Raw genomic sequence first — 16,361 nt, forward strand, 5'->3', positions numbered from 1 at the left:
ATCTCGCTTCCCATCTTCGAGGGCGGCAAGCTCAAGGGGATGCTGCATCTGCGCGAGGCGCAGCAACAGGAAGCCGCGATCGTCTACAAACGCACCCTGCTCGAAGCCTGGCGCGAGGTTGACGACGCGCTGCTCGCCTACGATGCCGAACAGCGGCGGCGCGACCGGCTGACCGAGGTCGTGAGCCTGAACCAGCGCGCGCTCTCGATCGCGCAGCAACGGTACAAGGCCGGCGCTATCGACTACCTCAACGTCCTGAACGTGCAGAAGCAATTGATCGAAGCGCAGCGCAATCTTGAACAGAGCAGGTCAACCGCCGCCACGAACCTTATTACGCTATGCAAGGTACTCGGTGGCGGCTGGGAGTCGACCTACGGCGAGCAGCACGTTGTTCGCTGAGGAGGTGTTTGGGCGAGCGGGTGCGGGTTTCATCGCTTCCAGGCTTTGCTACCGTCGCACACACACCAATATCAGCCTGGCACTTCCCCGCCTTACAAGTACTTGAACAGATTCATCCCCTGGATCTGCATGAACGACTGCTGGGCGGCCTGCAGCGCAGTCTGGCGCTGGTAATACTCGGGGATTGCGGAGTAGTAGTCCAGGTCCTGCAGGCCGGACAGGGTCTGCGTGTAGTTCAGCGAGCGGTTGGAGCCGATGGTGTTGAGCGCATCGAGTTCCTGCAGGCGGGAGCCTGCCGAGGACTGTACCGTGCTGACGTTGTCGAGCGAGTTGGCCATCTTGCGGTTGGCGGTCGCCAGCGCGTTGGTCAGCGAGGCGCGGTCCGCATCGGTGACCATGGGCTTTTTCAGCGCGGCGATGACGCTCTGCAGGTTGGCGAAGATATCGGTGCCGGCCTGCTGCGCGGGCTGCAGGTTGACGATGTCGCCGCTGTTGGGCGTGCCCTTGATCGACAGCGAAAGACCGCCGATCTGGATGCCGGCATCGTCGGTGTAGGCGACAGGAGTGCCGACCGCGGCCGGCGGGGTGGCGCTGTTGTCGACCACCTGGTATTGCATCGCGCCGGTGGTGGGATCGGCGGCGAAATTGATCGACAGGGCATGGCCGTACAGCGCATTGGTCGGGTCGGCGACCGTGACCGCGCTGAAGGTGGCCGTGCCGGTGTTGCCCGCGCCCGCGGAGGCCACATAGCTTGCGGTGTTCTGCACGCTCATGAAAATGGCGTAGCCGTTGTCGTTGGTCGGCATCTGGCGCGACACGTCGACCTGCAGCAATTGCTGGCCCGTGTCGCCCGTGTATTGCACCGCGCCGAGGCTGTTCTTGGAGAACGGCGGCGTCGACGACTGGTAGCCCGCGAACATGAACTGGCCGTTGCCGTCGTCGGCGTTGGCCGTGCCCAGCAACTGGTTGTAGGCGTCTTGCAGCGACGATGCCACGGAGGCGCGGTCGGCGTCGCTCATGGTGCCGTTGCCGCCCTGCACCACCAGCGTCTGGATATTCTGGATCGTGGTGACGACGCTGTTGAGGGAGTTCAGCTCCATCGACAGGTTGTTGGTGGCCTGCTTGCGCGACGTGGTGTACTGGTCGTTGACCGCGCTCGACTGTGCGACGGTCAGGGCGCGGGTGGCGCCGACGGGATCGTCCGACGGCGTGAGGATGCGGCGGCCGGTGCCGAGTTGCTGCTGCACATGCAGCAGGGAGCCTTGCTGGCTGTTCATCGAGGCCAGGCCGAGCTGGTAAAGCGTTGAGCTTGCGACGCGCATGTCTGTTCCTTTCCTGGGATCCGGGTCTGCTGGACGATCAGTTGCCGATGCCGATGATGGTATCGAACAGGTTGGTGGCGGTCTGGATCACCTTGGCGTTGGCCTGGTAGAGCTGCTGGAAGCGCAGCATCGACACGGTTTCCTCATCCATGTTCACGCCCGACACGCTCTGCTGTGCGGTGGTGACCTGCGTGGTGACGCTGTCTTGCGACGTCGATGCGATCTGCACCGACTTGGCACGGCTGCCGACGTCGTTGACCAGCTGGGCAAAGGCATCGTTGTAGCTGGAGACACCGCCGATGGTCTTGACGTTCTGCAGCTTGGCCAGCGTCAAGGCGTTGCCATTGTCGGACACGCCGCCGAGGTTGGGCGCCAGGGTGAAGGTGTCGTTCACGGCAGGCGTGCCGGCGAAGCTCACGGTGATGCCGTTGAACGAGAAATCCGTTGCGGCGCCGTTGGGGGTCGGGCCGGTGGTCGGCACGACCGCGGCACCGGCGGCGTCGGTGAAGACGTAGCCGGCGGCGGTGTACTTCGCGGTGATGGTGGTGGCGGGCAGGCTGAAGCCCGCCGCGACGTTGCTGACCTTGACGGTGCCGGTGCCGGTGTTGGTGGCGCCGGTGCTGGCGCGCAGCGGACCCGCGGCAGCAATCTTGGCCGGATCGGTGATCGCCATGTCCATTGCCGCGGCCACGTTGCGGGTCGGCTGGATCTGGAACGAATCGTTGGTCGACATCGCGGTCGGGATATTGACGTCCACGCCATCCGCCGACAGCGTCAGCGGGTAGATAGCGGTGGCGCCGGCCTGGCTGGCCACGACCTTGCTGTCGGACGCGCGCACCAGGTTGTAGTTGGTGCCGTCGAACGACAGGGTGTAGTCGCTGGTGGTGAGCTGGGACGTATTGCTGATGGTCGCCGAGACCGCGGAGGCGCCTGTGTTGGTGGTCTTGGCGATCACCGCGGGCGTGCCCAGCGTGAACAGGTTGCCGCCGATCTGCCCGGTCAGGTCCACGCCAAGCTTGTGCTGGTCGTTGAAGGTCTGCGCCAGCGTCACCGACAGGCGGCCGATGGCGTTCTGCGCCGAGTCCAGGGTCTCGCTGCGGAACTTCAGCAGGCCACCGACGGAGCCGCCCGTGAGCGAGCTCTCATCCATCTCATACGCATTGCCGTTGGCTTGCGTGTAAGCGATGGTGGTACGCGAAGGGTCGTCGGCCGAGGCGACTGCCTTCAGGTCGTACGAGCTGGAGCCCATCACCAGCGCCTGGCCGTTGCCGGCGAAGACATTGTAGGTGCCGTCCTGCGGCACCACCTTGACGCCAACGATCTGGGTCAGTTGCGAGACCAGCTGGTCACGCTGGTCGAGCAGGTCGTTGGGAGGCTGGCCGGCACCGGCCGCGGTCGCCTGCGTGATCTGGGTGTTGAGCTTGGCGATCTGCTGGGAGAACGCGTTGATCTGCGTCACCGAGCTTTGCAGCTGGCTGTTGACACCGTCGCGCAACTGCTGGAAATATGCGTTGGCGGCCCGCATCTGGCCCGTCAGCGACTGGCCGGCGTTGAGCAGGTTCTGGCGCGCGGCGGGGTCGGCCGGCGTATCGGACACGCCCTGCACGGCGGCGAAGAACTTCTGCATCAGCGGCGCCAGGCCACCCTTCTGGTCGGCCAGCAGGTTGTCGATCTGGCCGATCTGGTCGGAGTAGGTGGAGAGCTGCGCGCTGGCGGTCTGGGCACCGCGCAGCTGGTTGGTCAGGAATTCGTCATAGACGCGGACCACCGAGGTGGCATTCGAGCCCTGGCCGTAGAAGCCGGCGCTGGTGTACTGGCCGCCGGCCGAAGCGATGATGGTGTTCTGGCGGGTGTAGCCAGTGGTGGCCGCATTGCTGAGATTGTGGCCAACCGTGGTCAGCGCGTTCTGCGCCGTGTTCAGGCCGGAAAGTCCGATATTGAAGAGAGACATGCTCTAGCTCCGCGTCTGGTGGCTGCCGTGCGCCTGGCCGGGCGATCCGCGCACCGGAGCCGGTGCCAGTTCGCCGCTGCGAGGACCGACGGCGGTGAATGGTGTAAGTAACGGCAAAAAGACAAACAGACTTTAGAGCGCGGCGGCCGAATATTTGCCCGCCGCGGCCGGCCCGAGGGCTCAGACCGGGACCTTGCGCATGATCCGCACGAGCTTCTCGCCGTAAGCCGGATCGGTGGCGTAGCCGGCCCGCTGCAAGCCGCGCGCGGCGTCGTCCGGGTTGCCCGCGGCCAGCACCTCGGCATAGCGCGGGTTGTTGCTCAGCAGGCGTCCGTAGTCGGCAAACGCTTCGTCGTACGAACCATAGGCGCGAAAGCGCGCGCGCACCTTCTGCGGCTGGCCGTCGACGTATTCGGTGGTGGTGATTTCCGCGACGGCGCCCTTCCAGTTCGCCCCGGCCTTGACGCCGAACACGTTGAAGGTGGTGCTGCCGTCCGGATGCGCGATCTCGCGCCGGCCCCAGCCGGATTCGAGCGCGGCCTGGCCGAGGATCAGCTTGGCCGGCACGCCGGTGGCGCGCGAGGCGGACATGGCGGGCCCCGCCATGCGCGAGACGAAGGCGCTGATATGGGCCGGCGTGTCTTCCGGCAGCGCCGGGCCGTTGCCCTGCCAGGCGCCGGTGTCCTGGGCCTGGCCCTGGTATTGGCGCAGCCCGGCGGTCGGGTTCCAGCTGGGGCCGGCCACCACGCTGCCGGCGCGCGGCGTGTCGCCGTCGCCGTTGCGCATGTCGAGCGCGCCGGCCAGGCCGGGAGCGGCGTCGTCCATGCCGGCCTGCAGCGACGCCTGCCTTGCCGCCGCGACCCCGGCGCTGCCGGCAAGCTCGGGCGGCACCGCCGCGCCGCTGGCCCGCGCCAGCTGGCGCACCATCACGTCCGCCAGGCCGATGCCGCGGCTGGACATCTGCTGCGAGAGCTGCTGGTCCATCATCGACATGTAGAGCTTGGTCTGCTCATTGTCGAACAGGCCCTCCTGCGGCGTGGCATCGCGCATGCTCTTGAGCACCATCTGCGTGAACACAGCCTCGAACTGGCGGGCCGCGGTGCGCAGCGTCTCGGGTCCGGCCCCGGTGCGGGCGCTCTGCTTGAGTCCCTCGAAACCCTGGGTGTCCAGGGCAAAGCGTTGCGAGAGTTCGGCCTGCGCGGCCAGTCGGCTGGCGGACATGGTCAGATGATCTCGAGGTCCGCGCGCAGCGCGCCGGCCGCGCGCATGGCTTCCAGGATGGTCTGCAGGTCGGCCGGGGTCGCGCCCAGCGAATTGAGGCCCTTGACCACCGCCGCCAGCGAGGCGCCCGCCTTCACGATCTGCAGCGAACCGGCCTGCTGCTTCAGGTCGATCTGCGACACCGGCGCCACCACGGTCTGGCCGCCGCTGAACGGCGCCGGCTGGCTGATCACCGGCTGGGTGTTGATGACCACGGAGAGATTGCCGTGCGCGACGGCGCAGTCTTCCACGGTGACGGCCTGGTTCATGACGATCGAGCCGGTGCGTGCGTTGAGAATGACCTTGGCCGCGGCCTTGGCGCGCGTGACCTCGATGTTCTCGATGCGCGCCATGAAACCCACTCGCGCGGAGGAACCCTGCGGCGTGCGCACCTGCACTACGCGCCCGTCCAGCGCGGTGGCCACGCCGCCGCCCATGTTGCGGTTGATGGCATCGACCACGCGTTCCGCGGTGCCGTAGTCGGTTTCACGCAGTTCGATGTTCAGCAGGCCGCCTTCGGGCTGGAAGGCCGGCACGGCGCGTTCGACGATACCGCCGTTGGCGATGCGGCCCACCGCCAGCTGGTTGACCTGCACCTTGCTGCCGTTGGCCGACGCACCCGCGCCGCCCACCAGCATGTTGCCCTGCGCGATGGCATAGACCTGGCCATCGGCCCCCTTGAGCGGCGTCATCAGCAAGGTGCCGCCGCGCAGGCTCTTGGCGTTACCCATCGACGACACCACCACGTCGAGCTGGGTGCCGGGCTGCGCGAACGGCGGCAGCGTCGCCGTCACCATCACCGCCGCCACGTTCTTGAGCTGCATGTTCTTGCCGGCCGGCAGCGTGATGCCGAGCTGCGAGAGCATATTGGTCAGGCTCTGCGTGGTAAACGGCGTCTGCATGGTCTGGTCGCCGGTGCTGTCCAGCCCGACCACCAGGCCGTAGCCGACCAGCGGATTGTCCCGCACGCCCTGGAAGGTAGCCAGGTTCTTCAGCCGTTCCGCATGCGCCGCGCCTGACAGCAGGCCCAGCGTCAGCGCGAGGAAGAGAGCGCGGACGAAGCGGCGGCGCAAGACAGGGAGCGAAGACGGGAACATGATGCAATCTGCCATCAGTACGGTGAAACGTTGAGGAAGAAACGCTGCAGCCAGCCCATGTTCTGCGTTTCGTCGATATAGCCCTTGGCGGTGTATTCGATGCGCGCGTCCGCCACCTGGGTGGACGGGACCGCGTTGTCGCCTGTGATCGTGCGCGGATTGACCACGCCCGAGAAGCGGATGAACTCCGCGCCCTGGTTGATGGCCATCTGCTTTTCGCCGGACACCACCAGGTTGCCGTTGGGCAGCACTTCCAGCACGGTCACGGTGATGGTGCCGCTGAAGGTGTTGGCGGCGGTGGCGCCGCCGCTGGCCTTGAGGGCGTTGGCACCGCTCATGGTGGCGTTCTGGCTGCTGCTGAACAAGCCACCGAGCGCCTTGGGCACGGCATCGAATGCCAGCGCGCTGTTGGACGTGCGGCTGGCGTTGGTGCCGGAATTCTTGCTGGCGTTGACGTTTTCGCTGATCACGATGGTGAGGATGTCGCCCACGTTGCGCGGACGGCGATCCTCGAACAGCGGATTGCCTGCGTACGACCCCTGGAAAATCGATCCGCTCGCCGGTCCCAATGCGCGGGGTTCCGCCCGCGCGGTGGTGGGAAGCTGGACCAGCGGCTCGCGCGGCATCATCGCGCAACCGGTCGCGAGGCAGCACAGGGCGAGCGCGCCCAGGCGGGTCAACGAGGCAATCATGATCATCCGAGCTGGGTGAGGCGCTGCAGCATCTGGTCGGACGTCTGCACTGCCTTGCTGTTGATCTCGTAGGCGCGCTGGGTCTGGATCATGCTGACCAGCTCTTCGACCACGTTCACGTTGGAGGCTTCCACGTAGTTCTGCTGCAGCGTGCCGGCGCCGTTCAGGCCGGGCACGGTGGTGTTGGGCGCGCCCGATGCGTCGGTCTGCACGTACAGGTTCTCGCCCAGGCTTTCCAGTCCGGCCGGATTGGCAAAGGTAGCCAGTTGCAGCTGGCCGACCTGCACGTTGTTGCTCGAGCCCGGCTGCGTGACCGAGACCGTGCCGTCGCGCCCCACGGTGAGCGTGGTGTAGTTGGCCGGCAGCGTGATGGCGGGCTGGACCACGAAGCCGCTGGAGGTCACCAGCTGGCCGTTCGGGTCGGTCTGGAACGAGCCGTCGCGCGTGTAGGCGGTGGTGCCGTCGGGCAGCGTGACCTGGAAGAAGCCCTGGCCGATCACGGCCACGTCCTTGCTGTTGCCGGTCTGCTGCGGATTGCCCTGGGTGTGGATGCGCTCGGTGGCCACGGGGCGCACGCCGGTGCCCAGCTGCAGGCCCGAGGGCAGCGTGGTCTGGTCCGACGACAGCGCGCCCGGCTGGCGCACGGTCTGGTACATCAGTTCCTCGAACACGGCGCGGCCGCGCTTGAAGCCGTTGGTCGACACGTTGGCCAGGTTGTTCGAGATCACGTCCATCTGCGTCTGCTGCGCATCGAGGCCGGTCTTGGCAATCCAGAGAGAGCGGATCATGTTTGTCCTCACAGGCCGCCGCATGGTGCGACGGCGCATCAATTCAAGAAATTCAGTTGTTCGAGAGCAGCTGGTTGGCGCGCTGGTCGTTGGTGTCCGCGCCCTGGATCATCTTCATCTGCATCTCGAAGCGGCGCGCGTTGGCGATCATGTCGACCATGGCTTCCACCGGATTCACGTTGCTGCCTTCAAGCGCGCCGGAAACCACGCGTACGTTGGCGTCCTGCTGCAGCGGCTGCGCGCCGGGGCGCAGGCGGAACAGGCCGTCGTCGCCGCGGGCGATCGACTCCGGCGGCGGGTTCACCAGGCGCAGCTTGCCAACCTGCGCAAGGCCTTGCGCGGCATCGCCGGGGCCGCGCGCGGTGATGGCGCCATCGCTGCCGATGCTGACCGTCGACCCGGGCGGCACCGCGATCGGGCCGCCGTCGCCCATCACCGGCAAGCCGGTGCTGGTCAGCAGCTGGCCGTCGGCCGACACCTGCAGCGAACCTGCGCGAGTGTAGGCCTCGCTGCCGTCGGGCGCCTGCACGGTCAGCCAGCCATTGCCCTGCAGCGCCACGTCCAGCGGACGCTCGGTGTAGGTCAGCGGCCCGGCCTTCATGTCAGCGCCCGGCGTGGAAGCCAGCGTGAAGGCGCGGGTCGGCGAGGCATTGCCCACCACCGGCACCGCGCGGAACATGTTGACCTGCGCGCGGAAGGCCGGCGTGGAGGCATTGGCCAGGTTGTTGGATACCGCAGCCTGCTGGTCAAGCGTCTGCTTGGCCCCCGACAGGGCGGTATAGATCAAGCGGTCCATTGCGTTTCCTCAGTTCCGGCCTTGCTTGCCGACGACGTGCATTACAGGTTGACCAGGGTCTGCATGACCGTGTCCTGTGCCTTGATGGTCTGCGCGTTGGCCTGGTAGTTGCGCTGCGCCACGATCAGGCTCACGAGCTGGCCGGAGAGGTCCACGTTGGAGGCTTCGACCGCATTGGACTTGAGCGTGCCCAGGCTGCCGCCGGGCGCGCCGACCACCGGCTGGCCCGACGCGCCGGTCGCCGACCACACATTGTTGCCTTCGGGCCTGAGGCCTTCGGGGTTGCCAAAGCCCGCCATCACGACCTGGCCCAGTGCCTGGGTCTTCTGATTGGAGTAGCTGCCCAGGATGGTGCCGTCCGGCTGGATGGCGAAGCCCAGCAGGCTGCCCGCCGCATAGCCATCCTGCACCGGCGGCTTGGTGTCGCTGGCGCCGGCGAACTGCGTGGTGCCGGTCAGGTCCATGGCGATGGCCATCGCGGCGGCGCCGTTGGAGGCGGGCATGGCGATGTTGGTGGTGGCGCCAGGCGCCGGCGACACCAGGTTGCCGTTCGAGCTGAACTGCATCGTGGTGGTGTTGACGACGTTGCCCGCCGCATCGGTCAGGTGCATGGTCCAGTCGGTGCCGCCCGGCTGCGTGCCGGCGCCCGGCGTACCCGTCGAGAAGTACGCGGTCAGCTGGCGGGCATTGCCCAGCGAGTCATACACCGTCACGCCGGTGCCGTAGTTGTACATGCTCAAGGTCGGCAACGAAGCCGGCACCGGGGGCGGTCCGGGGAGCGGGCCGGTGCTGACGAACGGCGTGGCCGGAACCTTGCTGCCGGAATCCAGGTTGAACGACGAGGCCAGCGTGGTGGTGGCCTTGGCCGCCATGGTGGTGCTGGGCACCACCAGCGGCTGCGGCTGCACCGCGCCGCCGCCGGTCGTGCCGGCCGGGTAGCCGGTCAGCGCCAGGCCCTGCGCATTGGTGATGCTGCCGTCGGGCTGGCGCGAGAACTGGCCATTGCGCGAGTAGAAGACCGAACCTGTGGCGTCGGTCAGGCGGTAGAAGCCGTTGCCGTTGGTGATCGCCACGTCGAGCGAGCTGCCGCTCGCCTCGATATTGCCCTGGCTGAACGACTGCACCACCGAATTCACCGTCACGCCCAGGCCAATCTTGGTGCCCGCATACACGTCGGCGAACTGCGCCGTCGATTGCTTGTAGCCGACGGTATTGGCGTTGGCGATGTTGTTGCCGATGACGTCCAGGTTGGATGCCGCGGCGTTGATGCCGCTTACCCCTTGACCGAAACCCATGATGTTCCCCTAGTAGACTGGTTAGCTGATGAATCGCAGTTGAATCAAAGAATGCGGCGCACGTCGTCGACGGACGCCGTGCGGCCGTTGCCGATATCCACCAGCACGCCGCTGGAGTCACCGCTGATGCTGCCCACCTTGCCGTAGACCAGCGCGACCGGCGTGACATCCTTGCCGCTGGCCGTGGCCGTGACCTTGAAGCTGTAGTCGCCGTCGGGCAAAGCCGCGCCGGCATCGTTCTTGCCGTCCCACGGAATGTCGTGCACGCCCGCGACCTGGCCCTTCATGTCGATGGTGCGCACGACGTTGCCGTCCTTGTCGAGCACGTTCACCGTGACCGCGTCGGCCGTCGAAGGCAGGTCCACGCCGATCTTGTCCGGCACGCCGCCCGTCACCGAGGTGCTGGAGCCCGGCACCATCACCGTATGGCCGATCAGCGACGCCGAATCCATGGCCCGGCTGGCGGAGACTTGCGACAGCAGCGCCTGCAGCGTGCTGTTCATGGTCTGCATGCCGCTCACCTGGCTGATCTGCGCGAGCTGCGAGGTGAGCTGCGAGTTGTCCATCGGGTTGAGCGGGTCCTGGTTGTTCATCTGCGTGACCAGCATGGTCAGGAAGTTGTTCTGCAGGTCGGCGGCGCTAGCGCTGCCACTCTGCAAGGCGTTGTTGATGCCCTGGCTGCTGGTATCGACGGAAGAAGTGCTAGTCATTGCGTATCCCGGTTAAGACGATTACTGCCCGATGGTCAGTGTCTTGAGCATCATGTTCTTGGCGGTGTTGAGGACTTCCACGTTGGCCTGGTAGGACCGCGAGGCCGAGATCATGTTGACCATCTCTTCCACCGGGTTGACGTTCGGCATGGTGACGTAGCCGTCGGCGTTGGCCAGCGGATGTGTCGGGTTGTGGATCATGCGCGGCGGCGACGGGTCTTCCAGCACGCCTTCCACCTGCACGCCGCCCACGTCGCTCTGGCCTGGCGTGGGTGCCAGGCCGAACACCACCTGCTTGGCGCGGTAGGGCTGGCCGTTGGGGCTGACCGCGCTGTCCGCGTTGGCCAGGTTGGAGGCGGTCACGTTCATGCGCTGCGACTGCGCGGCCATGGCCGAGCCGGCCACCTCGAAGATATTCATTGCTGGCATGGCGCGCTCACTGCTGGATGGCCGACAGCATGGTCTTGATCTTGGCGCTCATCACCGTGAGGCCAGACTCGAAGTGCACCGCGTTGTCGGCGAAGGCCACGCGCTCGGTGTCCATCTCGACGGTATTGCCGTCGATGCTCGACTGCATGGGGATGCGGTACTCGAGGTCCATGTTGTCGGACGCCGACGCCTGGCCCGGCAGGTGCCGCGCCGAGGTCGTGGAGAGAGATACGCCTTCGGCGCGCCTGCCGCGCTCGACCGTCTGCGCCAGCGTGCTGGAGAAATCGAAGTCGCGCGCCTTGTAGCCGGGCGTGTCGGCGTGCGCGATATTGGAGGCAATCACCGACTGCCGCTGGGTCCGCAAGCTCAGCGCATCCTGCTGGAAGCGCAGTGCCGCATCGAGTCTGTCAATCATGTCTGTGTCTCGCTGGAGGGAGAGAGCGATGAAGGTCGACCTTCTTCAGGTGTGCCATCTTAGGTTCGGCCCTGTCATCCCAATCGTGCGAATAGGGCAAAGAAAACTGCGTATTTCGGAACGAGAGAGAAAGCGCGGCTGCCTACAATGGGTCCTGTTCTCGCGGCCCGGCCCGCGCGCCGGTGGCGCGCCAGCGCACCGCTCCTTGCCTGGATGCACCCATGATTCCTCGTTTCCGGTCCGCCGTTGCGCGTGCCCTGCTCTGTGTGCTCGCCGCCGGCGGCGCCCTGTCCGGCAGCGTCCGCGCAGCGCCGCCCTCGCCCTTTGCCGAAGACCCGGTGCGCGTCGCGGTGGAGCGGTTCCTCGAACGCCAGACCGCCGGGCTGCCCGGCAAGGCCAGCATCCAGGTCGTGCCGCCGTCGGGCGGCCGCGCACCGGAATGCACCCTGCCCGAACCCTTCCTGCCGCCGGGCGCGTCGCCCTGGGGCCGCGTCTCCGTCGGCGTGCGCTGCGGCGGCGAGCGCCCGTGGACGCGCTACGTGCAGGCGCGCGTCGCGGTGGTGGCCGATTACTACGTGGCCGGCCGCAATTTCACCCCCGGCGAGCCAGTAGACCCTTCTGACCTGGAAGTGCGCCAGGGCGACCTTTCCAACCTGCCGCGCGCGGTGGTGACCGACCCCGCGCAGATCGCGGGCGCCGTGGCCGCCAGCCGCATCGCAGCGGGTTCGCCGATGCGCACGGATCTCCTGAAGAAGGCCATTGCCGTGCGGCAGGGACAGAACGTGACGGTGGTGGTCGAGGGGGATTCCTTCCAGCTCAGCAGCGAGGGCAAGGTGATGGCCGAAGCCGCGGTCGGCAGCAATGTGCAGGTGCGGCTCAAGAGCGGCCAGGTGGTCAGCGCGCTGGTGCGCAATGGCGACACGGTGGTGCTGCAGCAATAGGCTGGCGTGCCTGGGTAGCGCAACGGTCTCATGAGACAATGGCGCGCAGCGCTGCAGGATGTGCAGCCGGCATCCCAAGACCGGCGTCCGGCGGGCAGCGTGGCCGGACGGGTCCGTGAGCCGGGCCGGATGGACCCGGGGCGGCCCTAAAGTTCTGCCGCCACCGTCCGATAAGCCAGAGGTACCCAGCAAGGAATCACCGTGAAGATCAATCAGACCACCTCCTCGAGGCCGGGCGACGCCGGCGACGGTGCAACGCGCAGCGTGGCAGGCACCCCCGCCGGCCCGGCCGCCGCCCCGGAAACCCCCGGCGTGCGCGTCAGCCCGCTGGGCGCCCAGGTGCGCGAAATCGGCGCGCGCCTGGTGGAAGACCAAGACGACGACATCGATACCGCCAAGGTGGACGAAATCCGCCAGGCCATCGCCGAAGGACGCATCAAGATCGACCCCAGCAAGATCGCAGACGGTCTGCTGGCGTCGCTGCGCGAACTCAACGGCGGCGCCTGACGCTCGACACCGGCGGCAAAGCCAACCCACGACACTTAGGCAAGCCATGAGCCAGTCCCTGATCCAGAACCTCGCCCGGGAAACCGAGCTCTCCAAGGAATTCGCCGCCGTGCTGGGCGAAGAGCGCGCCATGATCAAGGCGGGCGACTACCAGGCGCTGGTCGGCCTGCTGGATCGCAAGGTCGAACTGGCCGGCTCGCTGCAGACGCTGACGCGCACGCGCGAGGCGCAGATGGGTGCCATGGGGATTCGCCTCGGTGCGGGCGGCCAGCTGTTCGGGCGCGAGATCGTGCCTGCCGTCGAGACCGCATGGCGCGACCTGCTGTTCGCCGCGCGCATGGCGCGCGATGCCAACGCCGTCAATGCGGCCGTGGTGGATGCGCATCTGGAGTTCACGCAGGAAGCCATCCTGGCGCTGCGCCACCGGGGCGAGACGGGCACGTTGTACGGCAAGGACGGGCGAACCCAGCAAGGTCCGCAAGGCGTCAGCCTGGCGGCGGGCTGAACCGGTGTCTTGTCGCCACGGGCTTTCGCAAGCCCGCGGCGAAATGCAGGAAAGACCGAACGAACAAAAAAAGCGGCTTCGCTCCCGGCAGGGAAGGCGAAGCCGCTTTTTTTTGTTCGGGCGCGGTGGCGGAGCCGGTGGCTTGAGGGTTGGAGCCTGAGGCTTGAGACTTGAGGCTTGAGCGGCTGCGGGGGCTTGGGAAGCGGCGCCCGGGCGGAAAGGCCCGGGCCGCCGAATCCATGCACCTGCGGTCTTACCTGTACCCCACCACCACTTGTCCCGACTGTCCCTGCAGGACGGGCGTCAGCGCGCCCTTCCCCGGTACCTGGAACGCGAACACGAATCCCCTGCCTGCGTCATCCCCGCTGAAGGCATCGGTGAGTCCCTCCGCCCCCGGCAGCAACACGCAGCGCTGCGCATTGCAGAGATAGGCCTGCAGATCGAGCGGCGGCGTGCGGGTAAAGCTGTAGCGCCACCGCACGGTGGTGATGGCGCCCTCGGCCTGCGGCAGATACCCGGTCGGGGTGATGGGCGCGGACATGGTGCGCAGGCCCTTGCCATACAAGGCGGGGCCACTCACGGAAGCCGACCACGAATGCAGGGTAGGTCCTGCCGGCGCGGCCCAGCCGTGGCTGCAGCATGCGGCAATGGCCGCCACGGCGATATGGCGGGACCTGGCTTTCATAGCAGCCCGCGCAGCTGCGAACGCAGGCGCGTGATGGCCTGGCTGCGGATCTGGCAGACGCGCGACTCCGTCACCTCGAGCACGGCGCCGATCTCACGCAGGTTCAGCTCCTGGTCGTAGCACAGCGACAGCACCAGCTTTTCCCGCTCGGGCAGTCGCTCGATGGCGCGTATCAGCGCTTCGCGCATGCCGCTCTCCATCAGCACGGTGAGCGGATTGCCGTCGTCGCTGACGCTCAGGTGGCGATCCAGGAAGTCTTCTTCGCCGGAGCGTTCGAAGTCTTCGTAGTGCAGCAGCTGGCAGCCATAGACCTCGTTGAGCAAGGTCTGGTATTCGTCGAGTGGCAACTCGAGCTCCTGCGCCACCTCGGAGTCCAGCGGCGCCCGGCCGAGCGTCTGCTCGAGGCCGCGCACGGTACGCTCGATGCGCCGGGTGAACTGGCGCAGGCTGCGCGATTGCCAGTCGTTGGCGCGCACCTCGTCGAGCATGGCGCCGCGGATGCGCTGGCTGGCATAGGTCTCGAAACGCGCACCGTGCGTATCCTCGTAACGCTTGGCGGCGTCGAGCAGGCCGATCATGCCAGCCTGGATGAGGTCATCGAGCTGCACGCTGGCCGGCAGCTTGGCCGCGAGTTGCAAGGCGATGCGACGCACCAGCGACGCATGCGCGGTCACGGTGTCAGTCTGTTCGAGCTTTCCCTGAATCGTATACATGGTGGAATTCTCGTGAGTCCTAGCTGGCAGGCCCGGCGCTCAGGCCAGGGCCGTGGCCGGCGGCGCCAGCGGCGCGGCCGGAGGGGTTGAACGGGCTACGGCTGGTGAAGGCATGGGAAGCGGCCAGCCGGCGATGCCGACGGCAAGACGGCGCAGGGCGGCAGTGGCCGGCGCCGCCGGATACGCTTCGACCACGCAGCGGCCAAGCGCCGTGCTGCGCTCGACCAGCGGATCGTGCGGCAGGCTGCCGGCAGGACTCGCGTCCACGCCGAGATACTGGCTGGCGGTGCGCGCAAGATTGCCGAGCACGGCGCTGGCGGCGGCGTCGCTGGCGGCGGCATTGACGACCAGGTGGAAACGGCGGCAGGCGTAGAGGTGGTTCAGCTGCTTGATGCAGGCATAGGCGGCCTTGATCGATGCCGGCTCGGCACGCAGCACCACCACCACGTTGTGCGCCATGCCGGCCACCTGCGACAGGGCGCCCTCGGCATCGCTGCGGGCATCGCTGAGCACGGTGCGGTAGCCATTGAACAGGCCCAGGTCGCCCGTGGCCTGCGGGCTGCCGGGCAGCACGCCGATGGTGCCCGCGGGACGTTGCCCCAGCGCGGCCTCCAGCGTGAGCGCACCGCCCAGCACGGCGGCCAGCGTGCCCTCGGGCGCCGCGCCGGCCAAGCGGGTGGCGCGCGCGCCAATGCGGTCTTCGTCGATCAGCAGCACGCGTTCACCCTGCATGGCGAGCGCATTGGCCAGCCCGAGCGCCACCGTGGTGGCACCGGCGCCCGCATCGCTCGCGACCACCGCGATGCGGCGCGTGGCACGCGGCGCCAGCATGCGCCGCAGGCTTTCGGCCTGGTCCAGGGCAAGTGAATTCACGTTTTACTCTCCCTGCACCTGCGCCAGCGCCTTGAACATCCGGCCACCATCGACGAAGCCGTCGGGCTCGGTGGCGGGCGCGGCCGGTACGGTCGGCACGGCAGGTGCGGCACGGCCATTGCGCGCGGGGTAGTTCTCCAGCACGTCCAGCAGCGCCAGCAGGCGGCCCATGCCTTCGACCAGCACGGCAGCATTCGGGGTCTGGCGCGCCGGCGCGCGCGCGGACAGGCGCGCCAGGAAGGCCGCGGCTTCCGTGTCGCCGGCCTGCTCCAGGCGCAGCGCGGCCACGGCCATCTGCAGTGCCAGCAGGCGCGCGCATGCCTGGTTTTCCGCCTGCGCGGCATCGTTGGCGCCGTCCTGGCGTTCGCCCTGGCCGAGATGGTCGAGCGCATGGCGCAGTGTGCGCAGGTGCGCCTCGCCGGCTTCGGCCCAGCGTGCCCAGCGCGCCAGTTGCGCGCCCTCGGCCAGCAGTGCGGGCTCGCACAGCAGGTATTGCACGGCCAGTGTCTGGCCGTTTTCACGGTCGACCAGGCGCGATACCAGCAGGCCGGCCTCGGTGCCGCCCTCGCTGCCGCGCGTGCCGCGCACCTGGCTTTCGAGCACGCGCACCGGCGCTTGCGCGATCCACTGCACGGCATCGCGGCCGCGGTACTCGATCTCTTCGAAGGCATGGAACGTCAGCGTCTCGGCCAGCGCATCGACCTTCAGCGCAACGCCGTTGCTGGCGACGCGCGTGGTCTTGCGGGTGGTGGTCAGCCAGCGCTCACCTGCCTGCTGCCAGCGCGCCAGCGTGGCCGCGGCCGGCATGGTGTCCAGCACATTGACCACGGTACGCGCGGCGGCGATGGCGGCGCCCAGGTTGGCGGCGTCGGTTTCCCAGCCGCCCTGGCTTGCCTGCAGCGCTGGGGCGGTACGCCCGCCCGGCGCCGCGGCGGCAGCCAGCGGCAGGCCGTCGCGGTCGGCCAGCCACAGCGTATGCTGCC

Annotated in this window: 18 protein-coding genes and 1 pseudogene; 4 read left to right on the plus strand and 15 right to left on the minus strand. The window is 67.7% G+C overall.

Annotated elements, in window-relative coordinates; genetic code table 11:
• The coding region (locus AC1DK4_RS38345) for a TolC family protein (protein ID WP_441650383.1) at window positions 1-399 on the plus strand (399 nt) is incomplete at its 5' end.
• Window positions 400-491: 92 nt separating this feature from the next.
• Here AC1DK4_RS38345 and flgL read toward each other — a convergent pair.
• The 11 genes from flgL to flgB all read right to left on the minus strand — a co-directional run bounded on the left by flgL (window position 492) and on the right by flgB (window position 11,154).
• A complete protein-coding gene (gene flgL / locus AC1DK4_RS38350; RefSeq protein WP_441621987.1) occupies window positions 492-1,721 on the minus strand; it encodes a flagellar hook-associated protein FlgL in 1,230 nt (409 codons plus the stop codon).
• Window positions 1,722-1,758: 37 nt separating this feature from the next.
• Window positions 1,759-3,672, minus strand: a complete 1,914-nt coding sequence (gene flgK, locus AC1DK4_RS38355) for a flagellar hook-associated protein FlgK (RefSeq protein ID WP_441621985.1) — start codon at window positions 3,670-3,672, stop codon at window positions 1,759-1,761.
• A gap of 180 nt (window positions 3,673-3,852) precedes the next feature.
• Window positions 3,853-4,893, minus strand: coding sequence for a flagellar assembly peptidoglycan hydrolase FlgJ (flgJ, locus tag AC1DK4_RS38360; RefSeq protein WP_477116396.1), 1,041 nt, complete (start codon window positions 4,891-4,893; stop codon window positions 3,853-3,855).
• A gap of 2 nt (window positions 4,894-4,895) precedes the next feature.
• Window positions 4,896-6,029, minus strand: a complete 1,134-nt coding sequence (locus AC1DK4_RS38365) for a flagellar basal body P-ring protein FlgI (protein WP_441650385.1) — start codon at window positions 6,027-6,029, stop codon at window positions 4,896-4,898.
• Window positions 6,030-6,043: 14 nt separating this feature from the next.
• Window positions 6,044-6,727, minus strand: coding sequence for a flagellar basal body L-ring protein FlgH (gene flgH / locus AC1DK4_RS38370; protein WP_441621979.1), 684 nt, complete (start codon window positions 6,725-6,727; stop codon window positions 6,044-6,046).
• Window positions 6,724-7,509, minus strand: a complete 786-nt coding sequence (flgG, locus tag AC1DK4_RS38375) for a flagellar basal-body rod protein FlgG (RefSeq protein WP_441621977.1) — start codon at window positions 7,507-7,509, stop codon at window positions 6,724-6,726. The genes flgH and flgG overlap by 4 nt, the downstream gene beginning before the upstream one ends.
• A 52-nt stretch (window positions 7,510-7,561) precedes the next feature.
• Window positions 7,562-8,305 carry a flagellar basal-body rod protein FlgF gene (gene flgF, locus AC1DK4_RS38380; protein WP_441650386.1) on the minus strand — a complete coding sequence of 248 codons (744 nt, stop codon included), beginning with the start codon at window positions 8,303-8,305 and terminating at the stop codon, window positions 7,562-7,564.
• A 41-nt stretch (window positions 8,306-8,346) separates the two neighbouring features.
• A complete protein-coding gene (gene flgE, locus AC1DK4_RS38385; RefSeq protein ID WP_441650387.1) occupies window positions 8,347-9,600 on the minus strand; it encodes a flagellar hook protein FlgE in 1,254 nt (417 codons plus the stop codon).
• A gap of 44 nt (window positions 9,601-9,644) precedes the next feature.
• Entirely contained in the window at window positions 9,645-10,310 is a 666-nt protein-coding gene (gene flgD / locus AC1DK4_RS38390) for a flagellar hook assembly protein FlgD (protein ID WP_441621972.1), read from the minus strand.
• Window positions 10,311-10,331: 21 nt separating this feature from the next.
• A complete protein-coding gene (gene flgC, locus AC1DK4_RS38395) occupies window positions 10,332-10,739 on the minus strand; it encodes a flagellar basal body rod protein FlgC (protein WP_441621970.1) in 408 nt (135 codons plus the stop codon).
• 7 nt (window positions 10,740-10,746) lie between these two features.
• A complete protein-coding gene (gene flgB, locus AC1DK4_RS38400) occupies window positions 10,747-11,154 on the minus strand; it encodes a flagellar basal body rod protein FlgB (protein WP_441650388.1) in 408 nt (135 codons plus the stop codon).
• A 221-nt stretch (window positions 11,155-11,375) separates the two neighbouring features.
• On the opposite strand from flgB, the gene flgA reads away from it, so the two are divergent.
• The 3 genes from flgA (at window position 11,376) to AC1DK4_RS38415 (ending at window position 13,107) form a co-directional block, all read left to right on the plus strand.
• Window positions 11,376-12,095 (plus strand): flagellar basal body P-ring formation chaperone FlgA, encoded by a 720-nt coding sequence (gene flgA, locus AC1DK4_RS38405; RefSeq protein ID WP_441621966.1) that lies wholly within the window; start codon window positions 11,376-11,378, stop codon window positions 12,093-12,095.
• Between the two features lie 201 nt (window positions 12,096-12,296).
• Entirely contained in the window at window positions 12,297-12,602 is a 306-nt protein-coding gene (gene flgM / locus AC1DK4_RS38410; RefSeq protein WP_441621964.1) for a flagellar biosynthesis anti-sigma factor FlgM, read from the plus strand.
• A gap of 46 nt (window positions 12,603-12,648) precedes the next feature.
• Complete coding sequence (locus AC1DK4_RS38415; RefSeq protein WP_441621962.1) at window positions 12,649-13,107, plus strand: flagella synthesis protein FlgN; 459 nt, start codon at window positions 12,649-12,651, stop codon at window positions 13,105-13,107.
• A gap of 253 nt (window positions 13,108-13,360) precedes the next feature.
• On the opposite strand, the gene AC1DK4_RS38420 is transcribed toward AC1DK4_RS38415, so the two are convergent.
• The 4 genes and pseudogenes from AC1DK4_RS38420 to flhF form a co-directional block, all read right to left on the minus strand.
• Complete coding sequence (locus AC1DK4_RS38420; protein ID WP_441650389.1) at window positions 13,361-13,792, minus strand: flagellar protein FlhE; 432 nt, start codon at window positions 13,790-13,792, stop codon at window positions 13,361-13,363.
• Entirely contained in the window at window positions 13,789-14,505 is a 717-nt protein-coding gene (locus AC1DK4_RS38425; RefSeq protein ID WP_006162649.1) for an RNA polymerase sigma factor FliA, read from the minus strand. The genes AC1DK4_RS38420 and AC1DK4_RS38425 overlap by 4 nt, the downstream gene beginning before the upstream one ends.
• A 39-nt stretch (window positions 14,506-14,544) precedes the next feature.
• Entirely contained in the window at window positions 14,545-15,378 is an 834-nt protein-coding gene (locus AC1DK4_RS38430) for a MinD/ParA family ATP-binding protein (protein WP_441621957.1), read from the minus strand.
• A gap of 3 nt (window positions 15,379-15,381) precedes the next feature.
• Window positions 15,382-16,361 (minus strand): annotated as a pseudogene (flhF, locus tag AC1DK4_RS38435) (flagellar biosynthesis protein FlhF); the annotation flags it as partial.

This window comes from Cupriavidus sp. 05N38, assembly GCF_056397345.1.

Excerpts from the sequence above, each read along its gene's own strand:
- flgL (WP_441621987.1), bottom strand. The coding sequence starts at position 1,721 with ATGCGCGTCGCAAGCTCAACGCTTTACCAGCTCGGCCTGGCCTCGATG.
- flgK (WP_441621985.1), bottom strand. The coding sequence starts at position 3,672 with ATGTCTCTCTTCAATATCGGACTTTCCGGCCTGAACACGGCGCAGAAC.
- flgJ (WP_477116396.1), bottom strand. The coding sequence starts at position 4,893 with ATGTCCGCCAGCCGACTGGCCGCGCAGGCCGAACTCTCGCAACGCTTT.
- AC1DK4_RS38365 (WP_441650385.1), bottom strand. The coding sequence starts at position 6,029 with ATGTTCCCGTCTTCGCTCCCTGTCTTGCGCCGCCGCTTCGTCCGCGCT.
- flgH (WP_441621979.1), bottom strand. The coding sequence starts at position 6,727 with ATGATCATGATTGCCTCGTTGACCCGCCTGGGCGCGCTCGCCCTGTGC.
- flgG (WP_441621977.1), bottom strand. The coding sequence starts at position 7,509 with ATGATCCGCTCTCTCTGGATTGCCAAGACCGGCCTCGATGCGCAGCAG.
- flgF (WP_441650386.1), bottom strand. The coding sequence starts at position 8,305 with ATGGACCGCTTGATCTATACCGCCCTGTCGGGGGCCAAGCAGACGCTT.
- flgE (WP_441650387.1), bottom strand. The coding sequence starts at position 9,600 with ATGGGTTTCGGTCAAGGGGTAAGCGGCATCAACGCCGCGGCATCCAAC.
- flgD (WP_441621972.1), bottom strand. The coding sequence starts at position 10,310 with ATGACTAGCACTTCTTCCGTCGATACCAGCAGCCAGGGCATCAACAAC.
- flgC (WP_441621970.1), bottom strand. The coding sequence starts at position 10,739 with ATGCCAGCAATGAATATCTTCGAGGTGGCCGGCTCGGCCATGGCCGCG.
- flgB (WP_441650388.1), bottom strand. The coding sequence starts at position 11,154 with ATGATTGACAGACTCGATGCGGCACTGCGCTTCCAGCAGGATGCGCTG.
- flgA (WP_441621966.1), top strand. The coding sequence starts at position 11,376 with ATGATTCCTCGTTTCCGGTCCGCCGTTGCGCGTGCCCTGCTCTGTGTG.
- AC1DK4_RS38415 (WP_441621962.1), top strand. The coding sequence starts at position 12,649 with ATGAGCCAGTCCCTGATCCAGAACCTCGCCCGGGAAACCGAGCTCTCC.
- AC1DK4_RS38420 (WP_441650389.1), bottom strand. The coding sequence starts at position 13,792 with ATGAAAGCCAGGTCCCGCCATATCGCCGTGGCGGCCATTGCCGCATGC.
- AC1DK4_RS38425 (WP_006162649.1), bottom strand. The coding sequence starts at position 14,505 with ATGTATACGATTCAGGGAAAGCTCGAACAGACTGACACCGTGACCGCG.